Here is an 18,896-nt window from a genome sequence, read left to right on the forward strand (position 1 = left end):
CCGGCGGGTTTTGCGTGTCTCCGGTCTCGGGCCGCTATTATGCGGCCGGGAACGGTTCGGTCCGTGCCGGCAGGGCAGGGACGTCGAAGTGATCGGGTGCTTCGCCTTGCTTGGCGCGTTCGGCCATCGTCTCGTAAGCCTGTTCCAGATGGCGGCAGAAGCGCTCGGCGTCGAAGAGCGGGGCGATGTAGCGCTGTTCGGCAAGGTGCGCCTTGTAACCGGCGATCTTTTCCGGCTGCGCCGCCAGTTCGACAGCGAGATCTTCGTAGCCCTGCAGGTCCGCACCGACGAGTTCGGGCAGTCCGATGGCATTCAGCAGGCTCTCGCTGACGCGTGAGGCGAAGTTGGTGCCCTTCCTGGTGAGAACCGGCAGACCGCCCCAGAGCTGCTCCGACGTCGTCGTATGGCCGTTGACGGGGAAGGTGTCGATGCCGATATCGGCAGCCTGCAGACGGCTGATATGTTCCTCATAGGCGCTGCGCTTGCAGAAGACGATCCTGTCGGTGGGCAGGCCCTCTGCCTGGAAGGCCTTCCGCAGGTTGCCCTCGTTGCGCGGCGAGGTCGTCATCAGCCACAGCACGCTGTTTGGCGCACGCTTCAGGATGCGGGCCCAGCTCGCAATCGCTTCCGGGGTGATCTTGCGATTGCCGTTGAAGGAGGCAAACACGAAGGCGTCTTCCGGAAGACCGAACTGGTCGCGGGTGACCGGACGCGGCTGCGGACGGTTCGCAGGGTCGTTCGGCTGGTAGCTCTCCGGCATCCGGCAGAACTTTTCGTGATAGAAGGGCTTGGCGACGTCAGGCAGCACGAAGTGGTCGCCGATGACATAGTCGAGATCGATGCCGAGGGTGCTTCCCGGGAAGCCGAGCCAGGCGACATGCACTGGCGCCAGCGGCATGTTGAACGTGTGGGCGCGGCTGTCGGCCGTGTGTCCCTTGAGGTCAACCATGATGTCGATGTTGTGGTCGCGAACGACCTGCAGCACGTCCTTGTCGGCGATGCTGTGAATATCGACGACGGTACCCCACTTGCTGCGGTCCGTCTTGTTGGTCTGCAGCGCCAGCGGTCCGCTGTGGTCGAACAGCACGATCTCGAACTTGTCGCGGTCGTGGAGTTCGAGCACGCGCTGCATCAGCTTCATGGTCGCGTGGTTGTCCCAGAAGTCCGAGGACATGTAGCCGACGCGGATCTTGCCGGCCCACGCATGCGGCAGACTGCGGCGAAGTGCGATCTTTTCGGGATCGAGTTTCGGCACACCGACCGTCGGATAGCGATTGTGGTCTTCGTTGCCGCACCAGTGAAGGTGATAGAATGGGTGATCCTTCTGCAGGACCTCCGGCCGTCCGCCGGCAACCAAGTCGTCGACGACCTTCTGGTGCTTCTGCGCCTCTTCGTAATCGTTGAATTCGCGCAGGAAGATCAGATAGAGGAAGCGTGCCGAATAATCCTTCGGGAAGCGCTTGAAGATATTGCGGGCGAGAAGCTCGTTGGAAGCGTCGCTGAGATCGTTGGAAACCAGCTTGGCAGCGGCGGCAAGGTGCTCGCGGTTGCTGCTCTCGGAAAGGACGTTCTTCAGCGGCTGGATCAGATCGCGCTGCTGGCGGCCGAGGAATACGGACACGAGAATGAATGCGAGGTCGGGGTCGCGCTGCGCCTTTTCGAAGTTGCGCATGCAGATCACCAGAGCCTCGTCCTCCTCGCCGCATTCGAAATGCAGCCGCGCGGCGAGCTTGTGATACTCGTAGGAGTTCGGGCCTTCGGATTTGGCCGCAAGAGAATAGGATTTCGCCGCGTCCGACTTGAAACCGAGCTGAAGCAGGTTCTTGGCCAGCAGCGCGTAGGTCTTCGCATCTTTCTGGACGTCGATCAGCTGGTTCAGGGTTGCGAGAGACTTTGTGTAGCGCCCCATCTGGTATTCACGGGATGCCACCGAAAACGAGACTTTGCTGTTCAAAACCGAACTCCGTTTGGAAATGCTCTGATCAAAACGCCGATGCAGCCGCGGCACAGAAGACCGTCACCTCGAAATGGAACGAGTTCACCTGCTTCCCGGCTTTGCCATATTCGCACGCGAAGCCTGCTCGAAGCTGGTGGCGCAGGGGCGGCGGGCGCTCGGTGAGTGCAACCGAAAATATCTTGCGGAAGATTTAACTATACTTGGCATGGGTCCTGTCGGCCCCCGCACATTTAAGGAGTTGGCAAGCATTGGCTGCGAGATTGCCCTGGACATGACGGGTTTGGGGCCACACAGAAAAGGCGCCCAGTAGCATGAAGCGCATCCGCCATCGCCGGTAATCACAGTCCGGTATGTCCTCGTTTTTGTATCTAGTTTTCTAGGGGACAGACTTATGACAAGCATTAATACCAACACTTCCGCAATGGCAGCACTCCAGACGCTGCGTAACGTCAACCAGAACCTCGGCAAGACCCAGGATCACGTTTCGTCGGGTCTGCGCGTTGGCAAGGCTGCCGATAACGCAGCTTACTGGTCGATCGCAACGACGATGAAGTCGGACACGAAGGCCCTCGGCGCCGTATCTGACGCTCTCGGCATGGGCGCTGCCAAGGTTGACACGGCTTACACCGCTGTCGAAAGCTCCATCGACGTCGTTTCCGAAATCAAGTCGAAGCTCGTTGCTGCGACTGAAGACGGTGTCGACAAGTCGAAGGTTCAGGACGAAATCACCCAGCTCCAGGCGCAGCTGAAGAGCATTTCTTCTTCCGCTTCGTTCAACGGCGAAAACTGGGTTGCCAACTCGACCGGCGAAACGATGAGCGTTGTCTCCTCCTTCGTCCGTAGCAGCTCTGGTTCGGTATCGGTCACCACGTCCGAATACACGGCCGGTGCAACCGATCTGCTCTACACCGATGCGACTGCCGGTACCGGCGGTATTCTCGGCACGGCCGGCGCGTCTTCGGGCAAGTCGATCACCGAGTTCACGATCGACTCCTCCACGACCAAGGGTGGTATCGACAACCTGCTGAGCGACGTTGAAACCGCTCTGAAGGACATGACCTCGCTCGGTTCGAAGTTCGGTTCGATCTCCTCGCGTATCGACATGCAGTCGAACTTCGTCTCGTCGCTCAGCGACTCGATCGAATCGGGTGTTGGCCGCCTCGTCGACGCCGACATGGAAGAAGAGTCCTCGAAGCTGACCGCTTTGCAGACGCAGCAGCAGCTGGCTATCCAGTCGCTCTCGATTGCAAACTCCTCGTCGCAGAACATCCTGTCGCTCTTCCGTTAAGAGCTGGCAGCAAGTACCGAAAAATCGAAATGGCCGGTGTCTCACCGGCCATTTTTGTTATTAAAAATGGATTAACAGGATTTAACCTAAGTTACCGATTTTTAACGATTTTTTTTAACCGTGTTTAGCTTCTTTTAACGATGATGCTGTTTTCTAAGCACATCGAAACGGCGGTCGGTCAACAGACGATCGGCAGGCATGACGCTGAGCGCCGTTCCCGGTGAGACCGGAATGCCCTTCATCACGTAGCCAATTAGGGGCACATTTAAATGACCAGCATTCTTACCAACAATTCCGCAATGTCCGCTCTGCAGACCCTGCGCAACGTCAACCAGAACCTCGCCGATACCCAGAACCACGTTTCGTCGGGTCTGCGCGTTGGCAAGGCTGCTGACAACGCAGCTTACTGGTCGATCGCAACGACGATGAAGTCGGACAACAAGGCCCTCGGCGCCGTTTCTGACGCTCTCGGCATGGGTGCTGCCAAGGTTGACACGGCTTACACCGCTGTCGAAAGCTCCATCGACGTCGTTTCCGAAATCAAGTCGAAGCTCGTTGCTGCAACCGAAGACGGCGTTGACAAGTCGAAGGTTCAGGACGAAATCACCCAGCTCCAGGCGCAGCTGAAGAGCATTTCTTCTTCCGCTTCGTTCAACGGCGAGAACTGGGTTGCCAACAACGCCGGCGAAACGATGAGCGTTGTCTCCTCCTTCGTCCGCAGCAACACCGGCGCTGTATCTGTTACGGTCACCGAATACACCGCTTCCGACACCGATCTGCTCTACACCGATGCGACTGCCGGTACCGGCGGTATTCTCGGCACGGCCGGCGCGTCTTCGGGCAAGTCGATCACCGAGTTCACGATCGACTCCTCCACGACCAAGGGCGACATCGACGGCCTGCTGACCGACGTTGAAACCGCTCTGAAGGACATGACCTCGCTCGGTTCGAAGTTCGGTTCGATCTCCTCGCGTATTGACATGCAGTCGAACTTCGTTTCGTCGCTGAGCGACGCAATCGAATCGGGTGTTGGCCGCCTCGTCGACGCCGACATGGAAGAAGAGTCCTCGAAGCTGACCGCTCTGCAGACGCAGCAGCAGCTGGCCATCCAGTCGCTCTCGATTGCAAACTCCTCTTCGCAGAACATCCTGTCGCTCTTCCGCGGCTAATAGGATTAGCGATACAAGCCCTCCGGTATTGTCCGGTCGGCCCAGGAAAACGAAGCCGCGCCTTAACGGGCGCGGTTTTTTGCTGTCCGCGTTAACGTTTTGTTAACCATTTTGCCGTCTTCTGCGCTCAACGTAACGGTGAGTTAACCAAGTTTAATCCCAGGTTAACAGGCATGAGCGCTGGTTCCCGTTCCCGGTAGGCCGGAATGTCCCTTCTCGACGTATTGCCAATAAGGGGCACTTTTTCATGACGAGCATTTTGACGAACGTCGCAGCCATGGCTGCGCTTCAGACACTTCGTACGATTAACAACAGTCTCGAAACCACCCAGAATCACGTATCCTCCGGTTACCGTGTCGCCAAGGCTGCCGATAACGCCGCCTACTGGTCGATTGCGACGACCATGCGCTCCGACAACAAGGCGCTTTCCGCCGTGTCCGACGCGTTAGGTCTTGGCGCAGCAAAGGTCGACACCGCCTATTCGGCGATGGACAGCGCCATCGACGTCGTCACCGAGATCAAGTCCAAGCTTGTCGCCGCAACCGAAAAAGGCGTCGACCGCACGAAGATCCAGGAAGAAGTGAAGCAGCTTCAGTCTCAGCTTCTGAGCATTGCGCAGTCCGCATCGTTCTCCGGCGAAAACTGGGTGGCGGGCAACGAAACCAAGAGTGTGGTCTCGTCTTTCGTTCGCGACGGCAACGGCAACACTTCGGTCACCACCACCGAATATGTGCTGAACTCCGCTTCGACCGGCAACGTGCTGTTCGGCACCAGCAACGGATCGATCGATACCTCGACTGGCATCATCGGTAGCTCCAACGGCACGATCGGCTCGATCTTCTCGTTCGACATCTCCAACCTGTCGACGGATGACATCGGCCTCGCCCTGAATGCTGTGGAGGCAGGTCTTGAATCAATGACGAAGGCGGCTTCGCAGCTCGGTTCGATTTCGACACGCATTCAGTTGCAGGAGAATTTCGTCTCGTCTCTGAGCGACTCCATCGACTCGGGTGTCGGCCGTCTCGTCGATGCCAACATGGAAGAGGAATCGTCCAAACTGACTGCGCTTCAGACACAGCAGCAGCTGGCGATCCAGTCGCTGTCGATTGCGAATTCGAGCGCGCAGAACGTTCTGACGCTGTTCCGCAGCTAAGCCGGAAATTGAAGCTGGACCGAATCTTGCGGCGCTGTTTTCAATCCGTCAAAAACACACAGAAATCGCGCTCGAAAGGCGCGATTTTCGTTTTAAAAACATGTACTTAAATGCGTTTTCAAGTTTCGGCGTCCCGAGGGGCCTCAACCCTTGAAACTATGATTAAAGTTGGGTTAATTTCACCAACGAGTTGATTTGTTACTGCGACGCACCGGCCGCTTTGCCGGGGGCATGAAGCCATAATCTGTCGCTGCCGGTTACCGGTCTGTCCCTTTCCCATTCATTCAAGAGATCGACAGATGGCCTATACCATTCAAGACCCGGCTGCCCTGACCGCACTGAACATCATGCGGGGCCTCGGCAAGGACTCCGATAAAATTCAGCAGCAGATTTCATCGGAACTACGGATCCAGACTGCTGCGGACGATGCCACATACTGGTCCTACGCGCAGACCCTGCGCACCGACGGCAGCTCGCTGAAGACGATCGATGATGCGCTTGGCCTTGGTGCGGCGAAGGTCGATACGACCTATACGACCATGGACTCGCTGATCGACCTGGTCAGCAATATCAAGGCTACGCTCGTTTCCGCCGCCGACCCGGCGAATGACCGTGACAAGCTGAACACCACACTGCAGCAGTATTTGTCGCAGCTCCAGTCGGGCGTTACCGGTACCAGCTTCTCGGGCGAGAACTGGCTCTACAACAACAACTCGGTCATTCCGGATACCCGCTCGGTGATCGGTGGCTATATCCGCGGCGCTAACGGCCAGTTCTACCCGCAGAACATCAGCTTTCCATCATCGAGCCTGGTCATGATCGATACGCGCGACGCGTCAAAGGGTCTGCTGACCAAGGACATCGATCCGGGAACTGGCAGCGGCAACCAGTACTTCCTGCTGAACGCAAACTCGACGACCCCCGCGACCGGCAGCCAGATCTCGCTTTCTGACAGCACGACACCGCAGAATCTGGCCGACATGCAGGCTGTCGTTGAAAAGGTCCTCTCCGGTCTGAACACCACAGCGGCCGGTCTCGGCATCATGAAGAACCAGGTCGATGCCCGGTCGGACTATGTGAACAAGATGATGGACTCGCTCGACACCACGGTGGGTGCGCTTGTCGATACCGATATGGATGAGGCATCGACTCGTCAGACGGCAATCCAGGCACAGTTGAACATCGCGACCGAAGCGATGAACATTCTTAACAATTCCGCCGGCAACATCCTGATCCTGCTCGAATAGTAATCTGGCTCAGCTGGCGGGCAAGTGCCCGCCATTCATCCTCGCGCAAGTTTGACTTTCTAGGTTCCAGGCAAGGCTGCCTCAGTTCTGTGAAGCGGCGGTCAGAATTGGTTTGAACGGGGCGCAGGCATGCCGCAGCTTTTTGCAGATACCGGGTGTGGTCGATGAGCGCGATGCTATCCCGCTATCTCAAGGATTTCAGTGATATTAAGCCGGTCGCCCCGGCACCCGAAGCGTCCGACTTCGCCGAAGAGGCGTTTGGGGGCTTTGCAGATTTCGCAGAAGAACCTGCAGTCGATCTCGAGGCTGAACGCCGCTCTGCCTATGCCGAGGGCCACGCCGCGGCAACGTCTGCTCTCTCCAAGACCCACGCGGACCAGCTGCAGGCTGCCGAGCTTGGCTATCAGCGGCAGCTCGATGAGCTGAAAGAGAAGTATGAGCAGGAACTCGCGGTCCTTCTCGCTGCCAGATTGTCGGGCATCGCCTTCGAAGTGGCGGAACTTGTCAGCGCCGCCGCCGCCAAGGCGATCGCGCCCGTTGTGACGGAGGCTGTCGCGGAGCAGGCTGTCGCAGATCTTGCGGTGCTTCTGAAAGAGGCAATTCTCGATGGCGCGGCCGGCGTGGTGATCGTCAAGGGTCCCGCCAATCTTTTCGCATCGCTGGAGAAGGCGCTCGGAGAAAAATCCGGCCTTCTGCGGCACATTGAGACGGATGACGTCGACCTCATTGTCGAGGTTGATGGCTCCGTTCTCGTCACACGTATTTCTGCCTGGTCTGCCAGCTTGAAGAAAGTTCTGGAATGAGTGAGAGCGAAAATCACCACCACGGCAAAAATGAAGTCATCATCATCAAGAAACATGGTGGTGGCGATCATGATGGCGCGCATGGCGGCGCCTGGAAGATCGCTTACGCCGACTTCATGACCGCCCTGATGGCGTTCTTCCTCGTCATGTGGCTGGTCAATGCTGCAAACGAGGAGACGAAAGCCTCCGTTGCGACCTATTTCAACCCGATCAAGCTTGCCGACGAAAAGCCCACCGAAAAGGGGTTGAAGAAGCCTGTCGATACGGCTGAGGGCGAGGAGACGAAGGACAAGTCGAAGCAGAAGGAAGAGCAGCAGACGCAGGGCGCCTCTGCCGCCAGCGGCGACGACCAGACCTCGACGTCAGGCGATCAGACGAACTACTCCGAAGCCGACTTCTTCGAGAATCCCTATTCCGTTCTGGCCGAAATCGCCCAGGAAGTCGGACAGCAGGCTAACGTCAGCGCCAAGGGCGAGGGCGGTGCGGCCGATTCCGGCCCTGCTACCGGTGCCGACGGCGGCGAGGCCTATCGCGATCCTTTCGATCCGGATTTCTGGACCAAGCAGGTCGAAGTGACGCGCGCCGACAATCCTGGCAAGACGCCGGCGACCAAGGACGTCAAGGAGCAGCCGGATGCTGCAGAGCTTGCCAAGCTCGAGGAGCAGAAGCCTGAAGACCAATCTGCCGATGCCAAGCCTGCCGATCAGCCTCACGAAAAGGCGGCCGACAAGAAGTCCGATCAGAAGCCGGCAGATACCGAGGCCGACAAGCAGCAGGATGCGCAAAAGCAGGCCGAAGAGCAGAAGCAGGCCGATGAGCTGAAGCAGGAAATTACCAAACAGATCAGCGGGGTCGGCGGCAAGCTCGCCGAAGGCCTGACGGTAACCCCGTCCGAAGGTGGATTGCTCGTCAGCCTGTCCGACCAGGGCAATGACTCGATGTTCAACGTCGGCTCGGCCGTTCCCCGCAAGGAAATGGTGCAGGTCATGGAAAAGCTGGGCGAGATCCTGAAGGCGCGCCAGGGCGCGGTGGTGATCCGTGGCCATACCGATGGCCGTCAGTATAAGGGCGCAGACAACGAAAACTGGCGCCTGTCGATGGATCGCGCTCAGGCGGCCTATTACATGCTCGTTCGTGGTGGCTTGGGCGAGCAGCGCGTCTCGCAGGTATCCGGCTTTGCCGATCGCAAGCTCAAGCTTCCAGATGATCCGTTGAACGCCGCAAACCGCCGTATCGAAATCCTCGTTCAGGCGGACCAGGGATAAACCATGGCGCGCAGCAAGCACCATCATCTTCTCTCCCTCATGCTCGGACTGGCGCTTGCAGCGCCGGCCGTAGCCGTTGCGGATGAGCAGGAGGATTTGGCGCCCTACAAGATGCTGCGCTCGCTGCAATTCGTGCAGGATTCCGTGGTTCTTGGCGATCATTCTGCTGCCGAAATGCAGCGCTTCATGCTGGGCACGATCGATCAGCGTCTGCGCTCGGTCGATGCGTCGGTCTATGACGATGATCGCAACGTTGATGCGGCGCTCGTCTACGCGATGAGCGGCGGCAATCCGGCGACGCTGGAATACCTGGTGTCGCGTGACGTCAACGGCTATTTCGACAATCGTGTCACCGACGTGTTGCGGAAGTATCTGAGCGGCAAGGGACTGCTGGTTGCCAAGACGCTGGTCGAAACGGCCAACGAATACCGCGACAAGAAAATCGGTCCCTATCTGTCGCTGGTTGGCGGCAATGTCATGGTGGCGCGCAGCCCGCTCGAGGCATTGAAGCTCTACGATCAGGCGCGGCTGTCTGCGCCCGGCACCATTGTCGAGGAGGCGGCCTTGCGCCGCTCGGTGGCGATCAGCGTCGAGGCCGGATTGGTCGACAAGGGCATGGCCTACTCGCAGCGCTATGTCCGCCGCTTCCTGCATTCTCCCTATGCGAGCCAGTTTGCCGACCTGTTCGTCAAGCTGATCGTCGATCACGAGCATGACGTGAAGCCGGAGGACGTCGTCAGCATTCTCGGTTTCATGGATGATGCGCGTCAGCGCGAGGTTTATCTGCGTATCGCCCGCGCGGCCGGCATTGCCGGCAAGGTGGAACTCGCCAAAACTGCTGCCGAGCACGCACAGACTCTGTCTGGGGGCGACACCGATCCGCTTGGCGCCCTGGCAAGCTTCTACGGCAACATGGCGTCGGTCTCGACGCCGGATGTCGATTCGGCCGCCCAGCACATCGGCAAGGTCGCAGACGGCGATCTCTCGGATCGCGACAAGGCTCTGCGCGCCGCAGCCCGCTCGGTAGCCGAACAAGTATTGAAAGCGCCTGACCCTGCAAGCTTGACGCAAGCCAAGGATTCTACTTCTTCTAATGAAGCGAATACTTCAGAACAGGCAGCTGTTACTACGGACGCCGAATCGCAGTCGCCGACCGCCCCTTCGGAGGTGGTTGACGATGGCGCGGCGCAGGCACTCCCGGCAGACAGCAGCCAGGGTCAGCAGAATGCCGATCCTGCCTACAAATCCTTTATGGCTGCGAGCCGGTCCAAACTTGACGATATCGACAAGTTGTTGAGCCAAGAAAGCAATTGAGATGATGGATATCAGCGTTTCGGGGGGAGCGGCACCGGTTGAGGCGCCGTCAGCGAAATCCAATCGCCCGGTTGGGAAAGACGACGACGGCCGCAAGGGCGGCGGCTTTTCCGACGTGCTTTCGAAGGCCGGCGACAACGGGCAGAATCCGAATGATGCCAACGCTGCGTCGAATGCAGGTGGGCCCAGTGAGGCCGATGCTGCCGCACTTGCCCGCTCTCGCCCCCATGCCAAGCCTGTTATCGATCTCAGCGACGCGTCGCTGAAGGAGCAGGCGGCGGTGAAGCCGGAAACGGTCGCGATGGGCAAGTCGCTGAAGGATCAGGTCAAGGAAGCGATCGAACAGGCGAAGGACGCCATCAAGAAGGACGCGGCGGAGACGCTCGCCGATGACGCGCTGCCGCATGCGACGAAGAGCACCAAGCCTGCAAAGGGCGACGAGACAAAGAAGACAGATAAGGGTGACGGCGAGGACGCCGCAAGCGATGCGCTCGATCTCCTGCAGAAAGACGGCCCGCAGGTGCCCGTCGTTATCGCTGCGGCTGCGCAGGGCTCGTCCGTCAAGACCAGGGATGACGGCGCCGTCGGCAAGGACAAGAAGGCCGATGCCATCGACGCTGGTGGTAAGGCCGCATCGCATGTCAGCGACGCGCTGGCTGCGGTAGGTGTTTCCAAGGCAGCCGACAATGCCGTTCCCGGTACCGAGGGTGCCGAGGCCTCTGATGGCAAGACATTCCGCCTGAGCCGCGCCGATGGCCGCGGGCAGTCGATGGATATCCACATCGGCACCGAAGATCATGGCGAGCAGGGCGTGAAGAGCAAGGGCGATGTCGAGAACGTCACCGTGCTTGAATCGCGCCGCTACATCGGTTTGGCTCAGAATTCCGCTTCCGTCACCGCGGCGATCAGCGGCGACAAGGAGTGGGCGCAGGCCATGCAGCCGGGTTCGGCGCTGTCCAATGCAGCCGAATGGACCAGCACGGGCAAGGTCGTCAACACGCTGAAAATCCAGATGACGCCGATTGATCTCGGTCTGGTTACGGCGACGATGCGCCTGTCCGGCGATGCGCTGAATGTCGATCTCAAGGTCGAATCGGGAGCGGCCTACCGTCAGCTCAAGGAGGATCACAGCAAGATCCTCGAGTCGCTGCGCAGCCAGGGCTATACGGTCGACAACGTGACGATCAGCATGGCGCCTGTCGAAAAGGCCGATACCGGCACTCAGGCAAACGCACAGAGCCAGTCGGGTCAGCAGTCCCTGCAGCAGGGCCAGGGCGGCGAGGCGCGCGAGCGTCAGTCGCAGACAGCACAGCGAGGGAATGGAGGCTTCGATGGCGCAACTGAGACCGGTGTGGAAGACGTTGCTTCTGGCGCCGCTGGCAGCGGCAGCTCTGGCAGCGTTTACCTCTGAAGCGGCTGCCTATAACGGCGCCTGCGAGAAGGAAATCCAGTCGGCCGCGGCCAAGTACGGTATCCCCGAAGGCATTCTCTATTCGGTGGGTCTGACGGAGACGGGACGCAAGGGATCGTTGTATCCCTTCGCTCTCAATATCGAAGGCAAGGCGGTGTTTCCGCCTTCCGAAGAAGATGCCATGCGGCAGTATTATTCGGCCACCAAAGCGGGCGTCAAACTCATCGATATCGGCTGCATGCAGATCAACCATTACTTTCATGGCGAAAACTTCCGCTCTGCTGAAGAGATGTTCGACCCGCACACCAATGTCGAATACGCAGCGAAGTTCCTCCGCAACCTTCACGATCGTCACGAGACCTGGACGATGGCGGTAGCCAGATACCACGCCGGACCCAACAACGACCCCGCGCAGAAGCAGTATGTGTGCCGGGTCATCGCCAATCTGGTCGCCACCGGCTACGGCAAGTGGACTCCTAATGCGAGCAACTTCTGCCAGAATTGATGCAATCAAAAATAGCAAAAAGAGAACAAAGCGGAATCGTGTCAAAATGTGGCAGGAATCCGCCAGAATCTGGCCACGCAAGACCTAATTTACCGGTCGTTAACTTTTCCACGAAATTTTTGTGTGCATAACTGAGGTGGCCTACTATATGTAGAGCAAATCGGGACACAAAAGTTAATCAACTATTAATTCCCGCCATTAACTTCCAACACCTTGTTCCAGATTCACGCGATTCGTACCCATAGATCATTGAAGTGCCACACTGATTCGGAGGCGGACGAATGATCGTCGTGGTTGATGAGCGAGAGCTCGTTAAAGATGGATATACATCTCTATTTGGCCGGGAAGGCATCCCTTCGACCGGTTTTGATCCAAGCGAATTTGGTGAGTGGGTACAGACGGCGGCGGATTCGGATATCCAGGCCGTCGAGGCGTTTCTGATTGGCCAGGGCCAGCAAACCTTCGAGTTGCCGCGGGCCATCCGCGACCGTTCGCAGGCGCCGGTGATTGCAGTCAGCGATCAGCCGTCGCTTGAAACGACGCTTGCACTTTTTGATTGTGGCGTCGATGACGTGGTTCGCAAGCCCGTCCATCCCCGCGAAATTCTCGCCCGGGCCGCGGCTATCCGCCGCCGCCTGAAAGCGATTGCAAGCCACACCGATATCGGCGGCATCCGCGTCTTCTCGGACGGCCGCGATCCCGAGATCCACGGTGAGGTCTTTGCGTTGCCGCGCCGCGAGCGCCGCATCCTCGAATATTTGATCGCAAACCGCGGCCGCCGCGTTACGAAGACCCAGATCTTCAACGCCATCTACGGCATCTTCGACGAGGAAGTCGAAGAGAACGTCGTCGAAAGCCACATCTCGAAGCTGCGCAAGAAGCTGCGTAAGAAGCTCGGTGTCGATCCCGTCGATTCCAAGCGCTTCCTCGGTTACTGCATCGACTGGAACTGATTTCAGCGACGGGCCTCGCCGCGCGGCAGCGGTGCTTAAGATTTCCAAAGCACCGCCCGCACCAGACAGCTTCACGCAAGGCCCGCCAAATACTCTCCGGACTATCAAGGAAAACGAGGTTTTCAGATGAGCATTTTTGGCAGCATGAAGACGGCAGTGTCCGGCATGAACGCCCAGGCGAACCGCCTGAGCACCGTCGCCGACAATATCGCGAACGCAAACACCACGGGCTACAAGTCGGTATCGACGGCATTCTCGTCGCTCGTCCTGCCCTCCACGGCCGGGAACTACAATTCCGGTGGTGTTCAGACGTCCGTCCGCCAGTCCGTGACTGCCCAGGGTGACCTCTCCTACACGACTTCAGGCACCGACCTCGCCATTTCGGGCGACGGCTTCTTCATCGTCCAGAGCCCGGACGGAACCTCGGTTCTGACCCGCGCCGGCGATTTCACCAAGGACAAGAACGGCAATCTGGTCAACGCCGCCGGCTTCACGCTGATGGGCTACCCCTACACGGCCGGCCCGCCGGCAGTCGTCGTCAACGGCTTCGATGGTCTGGTTCCTGTTAACGTCAACCAGACAGGTCTGACCGCGATCGAATCCACGTTGGCAACGTTCTCGGGCAATCTGAATTCTGACATGCCCGTCGTTGCTGCAACCGATCTGCCAAGCGCCAACCAAGATCCGGGCGCTACGGCAGCCGGCGTGTCCAACACCTTCAAGACCTCGATGGTTGTGTTCGACAAGCTTGGCGGCAAGGTTCAATACGACTTCTACTTCACGAAGTCCGCCGCAGCGACGGCTGCCGACAATACGACGACTCCGCCGACATCGGCGACATCTGGCACTTGGGACGTTGCTATTTATCGTAAGGATGGCGCAGCAGCATCGGGCACAAGTTCGTTCCCCTATTCGCCGATGCCCGATTCGCTGGTCGCTTCTGGCACAATGGCCTTCAACGCCACCGGCGGTCTGATCACCGACGCTGCGGATCCTGCTGCCGGCACGATCACCGGCAATCTCGCAATCGCCGATACAAAGAGCGATCTCAACATCGATCTCGATCTCTCGAAGTACACACAGAAGGCTTCTGCCAGCAGCGGCACCGGTTCGCCGAATGGCCAGGCCGCAAGCGAAGTAACCGGTGTCACCATCGACAAGGATGGTACGGTCTACGCGAACTACAAGGAAGGCGACCCGAAGCCGGTTTTCCGCATTCCTCTCGCAACCGTTGCAAGCCCGGACGAGCTGACGCTGCTTAGCGGCAACGTTTATCAGGCGAACGGCCGCTCCGGCGTCACTGTCACCGGCTTCCCGCAGACCAACGGTCTCGGCACCCTCCAGGCCGGCGCGCTCGAAGGCTCGAACGTCGACCTCGCCGGCGAGCTGACCGAAATGATCGAGTCGCAGCGCAGCTACACGGCCAATTCCAAGGTCTTTCAGACGGGTTCGGACATCATGGACGTCCTCGTCAACCTCAAGCGATAAAATCAGGGTAACCGGTAAGCCATGTCGCTCACGTCAGCACTTAATACGGCACAAAGCATCTTCAACAACACGGGCACGCAGAGCGCGACCGTGTCGGGGAACATCGCCAATGCCGGCAACAAGGACTATGTGCGCCGGCAGGCGATGATCACCACGTCGTTGAACGGCGCATCGGTGGTCAAGATTGATCGGGCGCAGGAGGATGCTCTCCTAAAGCAGTACCTCGCCAGCAATTCGCAGGACAGCGCCCAGCAGACTCTGCTAAATGGTCTGGAAGACGTGAAGAGCGTTCTCGGCGGCAACGACTACGAGACCTCTCCGTCTGAATATCTCAGCGCCTTCCAGAAGAAGCTGGCCGCATTTCAGACGTCGCCGAACAATGTCGTCGCCGCGCAGGGTGCGATCAATGCGGCGCAGGATCTCGCCAACTCGCTGAATAACGCTACGGCTTCCGTCCAGAACACCCGGGCCGCTGCCGACAAGTCGATTGCGACCCAGGTCGACACGCTGAACTCGTTGCTATCGCAGTTCGAGACGGCCAATAACGCCGTCAAGAACGCGGTGAACACCAATTCCGATCCGTCGGACGCGCTCGATCAGCGCGACAAGCTGCTGAAGCAGATTTCCAGCATTGTCAGCGTCAAGCCGGTATCGCGCAATGGCAGCGACATGGCACTCTACACCTCCGATGGTGTCGTTCTTTTCGATACCATTCCCCGCGAGGTAAAATTCACGGCGACCCCGACCTATCAGGCGAGCGACAAGGGCAACGGCGTCTATATCGACGGCGTGGCGCTGGCCATGGGCCAGGGCGGCACGACCTCCGGCCAGGGAAGCCTCCAGGCGCTGCTGCAGATCCGTGACGATGTCGCGCCGAAATTCCAGAGCCAGCTCGACGAGATCGCCAAGGGACTCGTCAACATGTTCGCCGAAACGAAGACCGACGGCAGCTCGACGACGCCGGGACTATTCGTCTGGACGCAGTCTCCGAGTGGTGCCGCGGGCGGAATGCCGACCGTCGACCCGGTCACGGGGCAGTACGCTATCATCAATGGGATGGCGGGATCGATCAAGGTAAACTCGGCAGTCATCACCTCTCAGGGTGGCGATCCGATGAAGCTGCGCGACGGTTCGATCAACGATCCGGACCCGATGCCGGCGATTCCTCCTTACGTCCCCTACAGCACCAATCTTTCGGGCAACGGCGGTTATACGGATCAGCTCGACAAGTACTACAACGCCATGGGCGCCAAGATAGATTTCGATCCTGGCACAGGTGTCTCTGGCTTCAACACGGGCTCGGGTCTCGATTCTAACGTCAGCATTATGGATTTCGCCGCCAACTCCATCGGTTGGCTCGAGCAGTACCGCAGCAGTGCCAGCGATGCGTCCGAAAACACTTCTGCTGCCCTGGCGCGCTCCGATCAGGCCTATTCCAACGAGACGGGCGTCAACCTCGACGAAGAGCTGACTCTGATGCTCGACATCGAGCAGTCCTACAAGGCGGCAACGAAGATTTTGAATGCCGTCGACGAAATGCTGAAGTCATTGCTGGATATTGCGAGTTAAAAAATGAAAAGCTCTTTTATTTCTAGTTCAGCCATTCAAAACGCCATGCGGCTGACGATCCGTCAGTCGCAGAACCAGATGGTGCAGTCGGCGGTTGAGGCCAGCACGAAGATGTACGCCGATGTCGGTGTTGCGCTCGGCGTGAATACGGCCAAGAGCGTCGATTTCAACCGCGAGATCGACCGCATCAAGTCGATCAAGGATAGCAATTCGGTCGTCAACCTTCGTCTGGAGATGTCGCAGAACGGTCTCGACGCGATGAACGGCGCCGCCGATGACCTTGTTGCCAAACTGACGGCCTTGAAGGGAAGCCAGAGCGCAGACACGATCACCGTCACGCTGCAGCAGGCATCCAGCGCGTTCTCGCAGCTGATGGATACCGGCAACTCGCTGACGAACGGCGAATATCTGTTCTCGGGCATCAACACCGATGTCGCGCCGCTGACCGACCAGAGTGCTGCGGCAATGTCGGCGATGCAAACCAATCTGAAGGCCTATGCCAGCGGGCTGACCGATCCGGTGACCGGCAATCCCAAGACCGTTGCCGACCTCGATGCCACGGACATGAAGAACTTCACCACCATGTTCGTCGAGCCGATGTTCATGCAGGATACTTTGCCTACAGGATATCCCGTTGGTGCTCCCGCTCCAACAGGTGGCCTGACCTACGATACGACGCCGCCGGCTTGGGGCAACTGGTCGTCGGCATCCAACCAGAACATGACGAGCCGCATCAGCAACTCGGAAGTCGTCACGTCTTCGACCAATGCCAATTCGGACGGTATGCGCTATTTCGCCATGGCGACGGTCATGACCAAGGCGCTGACCAATCAGGGATTGGGTACGGCAGGCATGTCGGGTCTCTCTGATGCCGCCATCGACTACGCCGGCCGCGCGACCACCGGTATCACCGGCCAGCAGAGCCAGCTCGGCCTGTCGCAGGAGCGCGTGACTAAGTCGAACGCCGCACTCGACGCGCAGTCCAGCATTCTGCAGGGCAAGCTTATCGATCTGACAGGCGTCGACCCGGTTGAAGCCACCACGATCGTCAAGAATATGGAGACGCAGCTTCAGACCTCTTACACGATCATCTCGAAGATCCAGCAGTTGAGCCTTGTAAATTACCTTTGATGATCAAAGGCGCGCATTACAAAGAAGGATGCATGAATGTATCAGTTCTCTTATGCCGAGGTCATGCAAGACTCGGTGACCGATGCGAAAGAGAGAGAGCGGCAAGTTCTCGATCGGTCTATCGAAATGCTTGCTGCGGCGCGCGAGAAAACAAAATACGGCCGGGAAGCCATTGAGGCTCTGTTTTACACCCGCCGCGTTTGGGTGAGCTTTATCGAAGACCTGAAGCACCCCGACAATCAGCTTGAAGTCGAACTGCGTGCCAATCTCATCTCCATCGCGATCTGGATTCTCAAGGAATGCGACAGGATCAGGCGGCGTCAGTCCGATAACTACCAGGGCATTATCGACATTACCATCATCATCAGGGATGGACTTAAATGAAAAGTACACTTCGCATTTCGCTTAAAGCCGGAGAGAGAATCTTCATCAACGGCGCGGTCTTGCGCGTTGACCGCAAGGTCGCGCTGGAATTCCTGAATGATGTGACATTCCTTCTCGAAAACCACGTCCTGCAGCCTGAAGACGCGACGACGCCTCTGCGCCAGCTCTACTTCATTGCCCAGATGATTCTGATCAATCCTGAGGGCAAGGAGCAGTCGACGGTGATGTTCCGCAAGTCGATCACCATGCTGCTGAGCTGCTTCCGCAATGAAGAGATCTTGGCTGAGCTGAAGCGCATCGACGGTCTGGTCTCGACAGGCCGCGCGTTCGACGCTCTGAAGGCCATCCGCTCGATGTACACGCTTGAGGACAGCATCCTCAACAACCAGGAAATGGCGCCGGCGATGGTCGAACAGATTCGCAAGGAGATTGCACCATGGCGGTAGACGCACTCTCGGGCGTAGGCTCTTCCGCGTCGGGCAACACATCTTCTGCACAGCAGAAGGCGACGTTGAACTACGACAACTTCCTGCAGTTGCTGATCGCGCAGATGAAGAACCAGGATCCGACGGATCCCGTCGATGCGAGCCAGCAGATGGCGCAGCTTGCCAGCTTCTCGCAGGTCGAGCAGACGATCCAGACGAACACCAAGCTTGACACGTTGCTGTCCAGCTCCAGCCTCACCCAGGCCGGCAGCTATATCGGCAAATACATGGAAAGCGCCGATGGCAGCGTCAAAGGTGTCGTATCGTCGGTCAAGGTTTATTCCGACGGCATCATTGCAACGACGAAGGATGGCGGTAAGATTCTGGTACAAACCGGTGTCACCATCTCTGATTCGGCACCAACGACGCCGAGCACTGATACCGGCAGCTCCACCTAGTCGAGCTGGTTTGAACAATGAAGACGTACAGTCCGGTTTGTGCCGGGCTGTTTCTCCAAGGCGATATGAGGTTGCCTGATGAATGAAGCTGACGCACTCGATCTGTTCCAGGCAGCCATCTGGACCGTGCTGGTTGCGGCTGGCCCGGCAGTTGCCGCTGCCATGGTCGTGGGTCTCGTCATCGCTCTTTTTCAGGCACTCACGCAGATCCAGGAAGCGACACTGACCTTCGTCCCGAAGATTGTCGCCGTCCTGATTACCGTCGGCATCTCCGCGCCCTTCGTCGGCGCGCAGATTTCGATCTTTACCGACATGGTATTTTCGCGCATCCAGTCAGGCTTCTGAGCCACCCTCGCGCAAGCTTCGCCATTTAACT

At 58.5% G+C, this 18,896-nt stretch carries 18 protein-coding genes; 17 read left to right on the forward strand and 1 reads right to left on the reverse strand.

What is annotated here, in order from left to right; translation table 11 throughout:
• Positions 1-37 precede the first annotated feature (37 nt).
• The gene (locus AC1DIJ_RS18595; RefSeq protein WP_112387604.1) at positions 38-1,909 is read right to left on the reverse strand and encodes an O-linked N-acetylglucosamine transferase family protein; all 1,872 of its coding nucleotides are present in this window, start codon (positions 1,907-1,909) and stop codon (positions 38-40) included.
• A 439-nt stretch (positions 1,910-2,348) separates the two neighbouring features.
• On the opposite strand from AC1DIJ_RS18595, the gene AC1DIJ_RS18600 reads away from it, so the two are divergent.
• The 17 genes from AC1DIJ_RS18600 (at position 2,349) to fliQ (ending at position 18,865) form a co-directional block, all read left to right on the forward strand.
• Positions 2,349-3,245 (forward strand): flagellin N-terminal helical domain-containing protein, encoded by an 897-nt coding sequence (locus AC1DIJ_RS18600; protein WP_112387606.1) that lies wholly within the window; start codon positions 2,349-2,351, stop codon positions 3,243-3,245.
• Between the two features lie 269 nt (positions 3,246-3,514).
• Complete coding sequence (locus AC1DIJ_RS18605) at positions 3,515-4,414, forward strand: flagellin N-terminal helical domain-containing protein (RefSeq protein WP_112387607.1); 900 nt, start codon at positions 3,515-3,517, stop codon at positions 4,412-4,414.
• Between the two features lie 247 nt (positions 4,415-4,661).
• Positions 4,662-5,567 (forward strand): flagellin N-terminal helical domain-containing protein, encoded by a 906-nt coding sequence (locus AC1DIJ_RS18610; protein WP_112387608.1) that lies wholly within the window; start codon positions 4,662-4,664, stop codon positions 5,565-5,567.
• Positions 5,568-5,866: 299 nt separating this feature from the next.
• On the forward strand, positions 5,867-6,814 hold the full coding sequence (locus tag AC1DIJ_RS18615; RefSeq protein WP_112387609.1) for a flagellin N-terminal helical domain-containing protein: 948 nt from the start codon (positions 5,867-5,869) through the stop codon (positions 6,812-6,814).
• A gap of 164 nt (positions 6,815-6,978) precedes the next feature.
• Positions 6,979-7,617 carry a hypothetical protein gene (locus tag AC1DIJ_RS18620; RefSeq protein WP_112387610.1) on the forward strand — a complete coding sequence of 213 codons (639 nt, stop codon included), beginning with the start codon at positions 6,979-6,981 and terminating at the stop codon, positions 7,615-7,617.
• Entirely contained in the window at positions 7,614-8,882 is a 1,269-nt protein-coding gene (locus tag AC1DIJ_RS18625; protein WP_112387611.1) for a MotB family protein, read from the forward strand. The genes AC1DIJ_RS18620 and AC1DIJ_RS18625 overlap by 4 nt, the downstream gene beginning before the upstream one ends.
• A 3-nt stretch (positions 8,883-8,885) precedes the next feature.
• Positions 8,886-10,196, forward strand: coding sequence for a chemotaxis protein MotC (motC, locus tag AC1DIJ_RS18630; RefSeq protein WP_112387612.1), 1,311 nt, complete (start codon positions 8,886-8,888; stop codon positions 10,194-10,196).
• Position 10,197: 1 nt separating this feature from the next.
• Positions 10,198-11,607: a flagellar hook-length control protein FliK gene (fliK, locus tag AC1DIJ_RS18635; RefSeq protein WP_112387613.1), complete on the forward strand. Its 1,410-nt coding sequence runs from the start codon at positions 10,198-10,200 to the stop codon at positions 11,605-11,607.
• Positions 11,528-12,112 carry a transglycosylase SLT domain-containing protein gene (locus AC1DIJ_RS18640; protein ID WP_112387614.1) on the forward strand — a complete coding sequence of 195 codons (585 nt, stop codon included), beginning with the start codon at positions 11,528-11,530 and terminating at the stop codon, positions 12,110-12,112. Before fliK ends, AC1DIJ_RS18640 begins: the two co-directional genes overlap by 80 nt.
• Positions 12,113-12,393: 281 nt before the next feature.
• Positions 12,394-13,065: a transcriptional activator Rem gene (gene rem, locus AC1DIJ_RS18645; protein ID WP_112387615.1), complete on the forward strand. Its 672-nt coding sequence runs from the start codon at positions 12,394-12,396 to the stop codon at positions 13,063-13,065.
• A 126-nt stretch (positions 13,066-13,191) separates the two neighbouring features.
• Positions 13,192-14,553, forward strand: a complete 1,362-nt coding sequence (locus tag AC1DIJ_RS18650) for a flagellar hook protein FlgE (protein ID WP_112387616.1) — start codon at positions 13,192-13,194, stop codon at positions 14,551-14,553.
• 21 nt (positions 14,554-14,574) lie between these two features.
• Positions 14,575-16,122, forward strand: coding sequence for a flagellar hook-associated protein FlgK (gene flgK / locus AC1DIJ_RS18655; RefSeq protein ID WP_112387617.1), 1,548 nt, complete (start codon positions 14,575-14,577; stop codon positions 16,120-16,122).
• 3 nt (positions 16,123-16,125) lie between these two features.
• Entirely contained in the window at positions 16,126-17,253 is a 1,128-nt protein-coding gene (locus tag AC1DIJ_RS18660) for a flagellar hook-associated family protein (protein WP_112387618.1), read from the forward strand.
• 36 nt (positions 17,254-17,289) lie between these two features.
• Entirely contained in the window at positions 17,290-17,637 is a 348-nt protein-coding gene (gene flaF, locus AC1DIJ_RS18665) for a flagellar biosynthesis regulator FlaF (RefSeq protein ID WP_112387619.1), read from the forward strand.
• Complete coding sequence (gene flbT, locus AC1DIJ_RS18670; protein WP_112387620.1) at positions 17,634-18,083, forward strand: flagellar biosynthesis repressor FlbT; 450 nt, start codon at positions 17,634-17,636, stop codon at positions 18,081-18,083. The genes flaF and flbT overlap by 4 nt, the downstream gene beginning before the upstream one ends.
• Positions 18,074-18,520, forward strand: coding sequence for a flagellar hook assembly protein FlgD (gene flgD, locus AC1DIJ_RS18675; protein WP_112387621.1), 447 nt, complete (start codon positions 18,074-18,076; stop codon positions 18,518-18,520). The genes flbT and flgD overlap by 10 nt, the downstream gene beginning before the upstream one ends.
• Positions 18,521-18,598: 78 nt before the next feature.
• On the forward strand, positions 18,599-18,865 hold the full coding sequence (fliQ, locus tag AC1DIJ_RS18680) for a flagellar biosynthesis protein FliQ (protein WP_112387622.1): 267 nt from the start codon (positions 18,599-18,601) through the stop codon (positions 18,863-18,865).
• Positions 18,866-18,896: the final 31 nt, after the last annotated feature.

The sequence above is a fragment of the Rhizobium sp. 10N427 genome (genome assembly GCF_056394605.1).

Bases quoted from the DNA above. Each gene is read 5' to 3' on its own strand.
- AC1DIJ_RS18605 (WP_112387607.1), top strand. From the start codon at position 3,515: ATGACCAGCATTCTTACCAACAATTCCGCAATGTCCGCTCTGCAGACC.
- AC1DIJ_RS18650 (WP_112387616.1), top strand. From the start codon at position 13,192: ATGAGCATTTTTGGCAGCATGAAGACGGCAGTGTCCGGCATGAACGCC.
- AC1DIJ_RS18640 (WP_112387614.1), top strand. From the start codon at position 11,528: ATGGCGCAACTGAGACCGGTGTGGAAGACGTTGCTTCTGGCGCCGCTG.
- flgK (WP_112387617.1), top strand. From the start codon at position 14,575: ATGTCGCTCACGTCAGCACTTAATACGGCACAAAGCATCTTCAACAAC.
- AC1DIJ_RS18625 (WP_112387611.1), top strand. From the start codon at position 7,614: ATGAGTGAGAGCGAAAATCACCACCACGGCAAAAATGAAGTCATCATC.
- AC1DIJ_RS18610 (WP_112387608.1), top strand. From the start codon at position 4,662: ATGACGAGCATTTTGACGAACGTCGCAGCCATGGCTGCGCTTCAGACA.
- fliQ (WP_112387622.1), top strand. From the start codon at position 18,599: ATGAATGAAGCTGACGCACTCGATCTGTTCCAGGCAGCCATCTGGACC.
- AC1DIJ_RS18660 (WP_112387618.1), top strand. From the start codon at position 16,126: ATGAAAAGCTCTTTTATTTCTAGTTCAGCCATTCAAAACGCCATGCGG.
- AC1DIJ_RS18620 (WP_112387610.1), top strand. From the start codon at position 6,979: ATGAGCGCGATGCTATCCCGCTATCTCAAGGATTTCAGTGATATTAAG.
- AC1DIJ_RS18615 (WP_112387609.1), top strand. From the start codon at position 5,867: ATGGCCTATACCATTCAAGACCCGGCTGCCCTGACCGCACTGAACATC.
- flgD (WP_112387621.1), top strand. From the start codon at position 18,074: ATGGCGGTAGACGCACTCTCGGGCGTAGGCTCTTCCGCGTCGGGCAAC.
- AC1DIJ_RS18595 (WP_112387604.1), bottom strand. From the start codon at position 1,909: ATGGGGCGCTACACAAAGTCTCTCGCAACCCTGAACCAGCTGATCGAC.
- fliK (WP_112387613.1), top strand. From the start codon at position 10,198: ATGATGGATATCAGCGTTTCGGGGGGAGCGGCACCGGTTGAGGCGCCG.
- rem (WP_112387615.1), top strand. From the start codon at position 12,394: ATGATCGTCGTGGTTGATGAGCGAGAGCTCGTTAAAGATGGATATACA.
- flbT (WP_112387620.1), top strand. From the start codon at position 17,634: ATGAAAAGTACACTTCGCATTTCGCTTAAAGCCGGAGAGAGAATCTTC.
- AC1DIJ_RS18600 (WP_112387606.1), top strand. From the start codon at position 2,349: ATGACAAGCATTAATACCAACACTTCCGCAATGGCAGCACTCCAGACG.
- flaF (WP_112387619.1), top strand. From the start codon at position 17,290: ATGTATCAGTTCTCTTATGCCGAGGTCATGCAAGACTCGGTGACCGAT.
- motC (WP_112387612.1), top strand. From the start codon at position 8,886: ATGGCGCGCAGCAAGCACCATCATCTTCTCTCCCTCATGCTCGGACTG.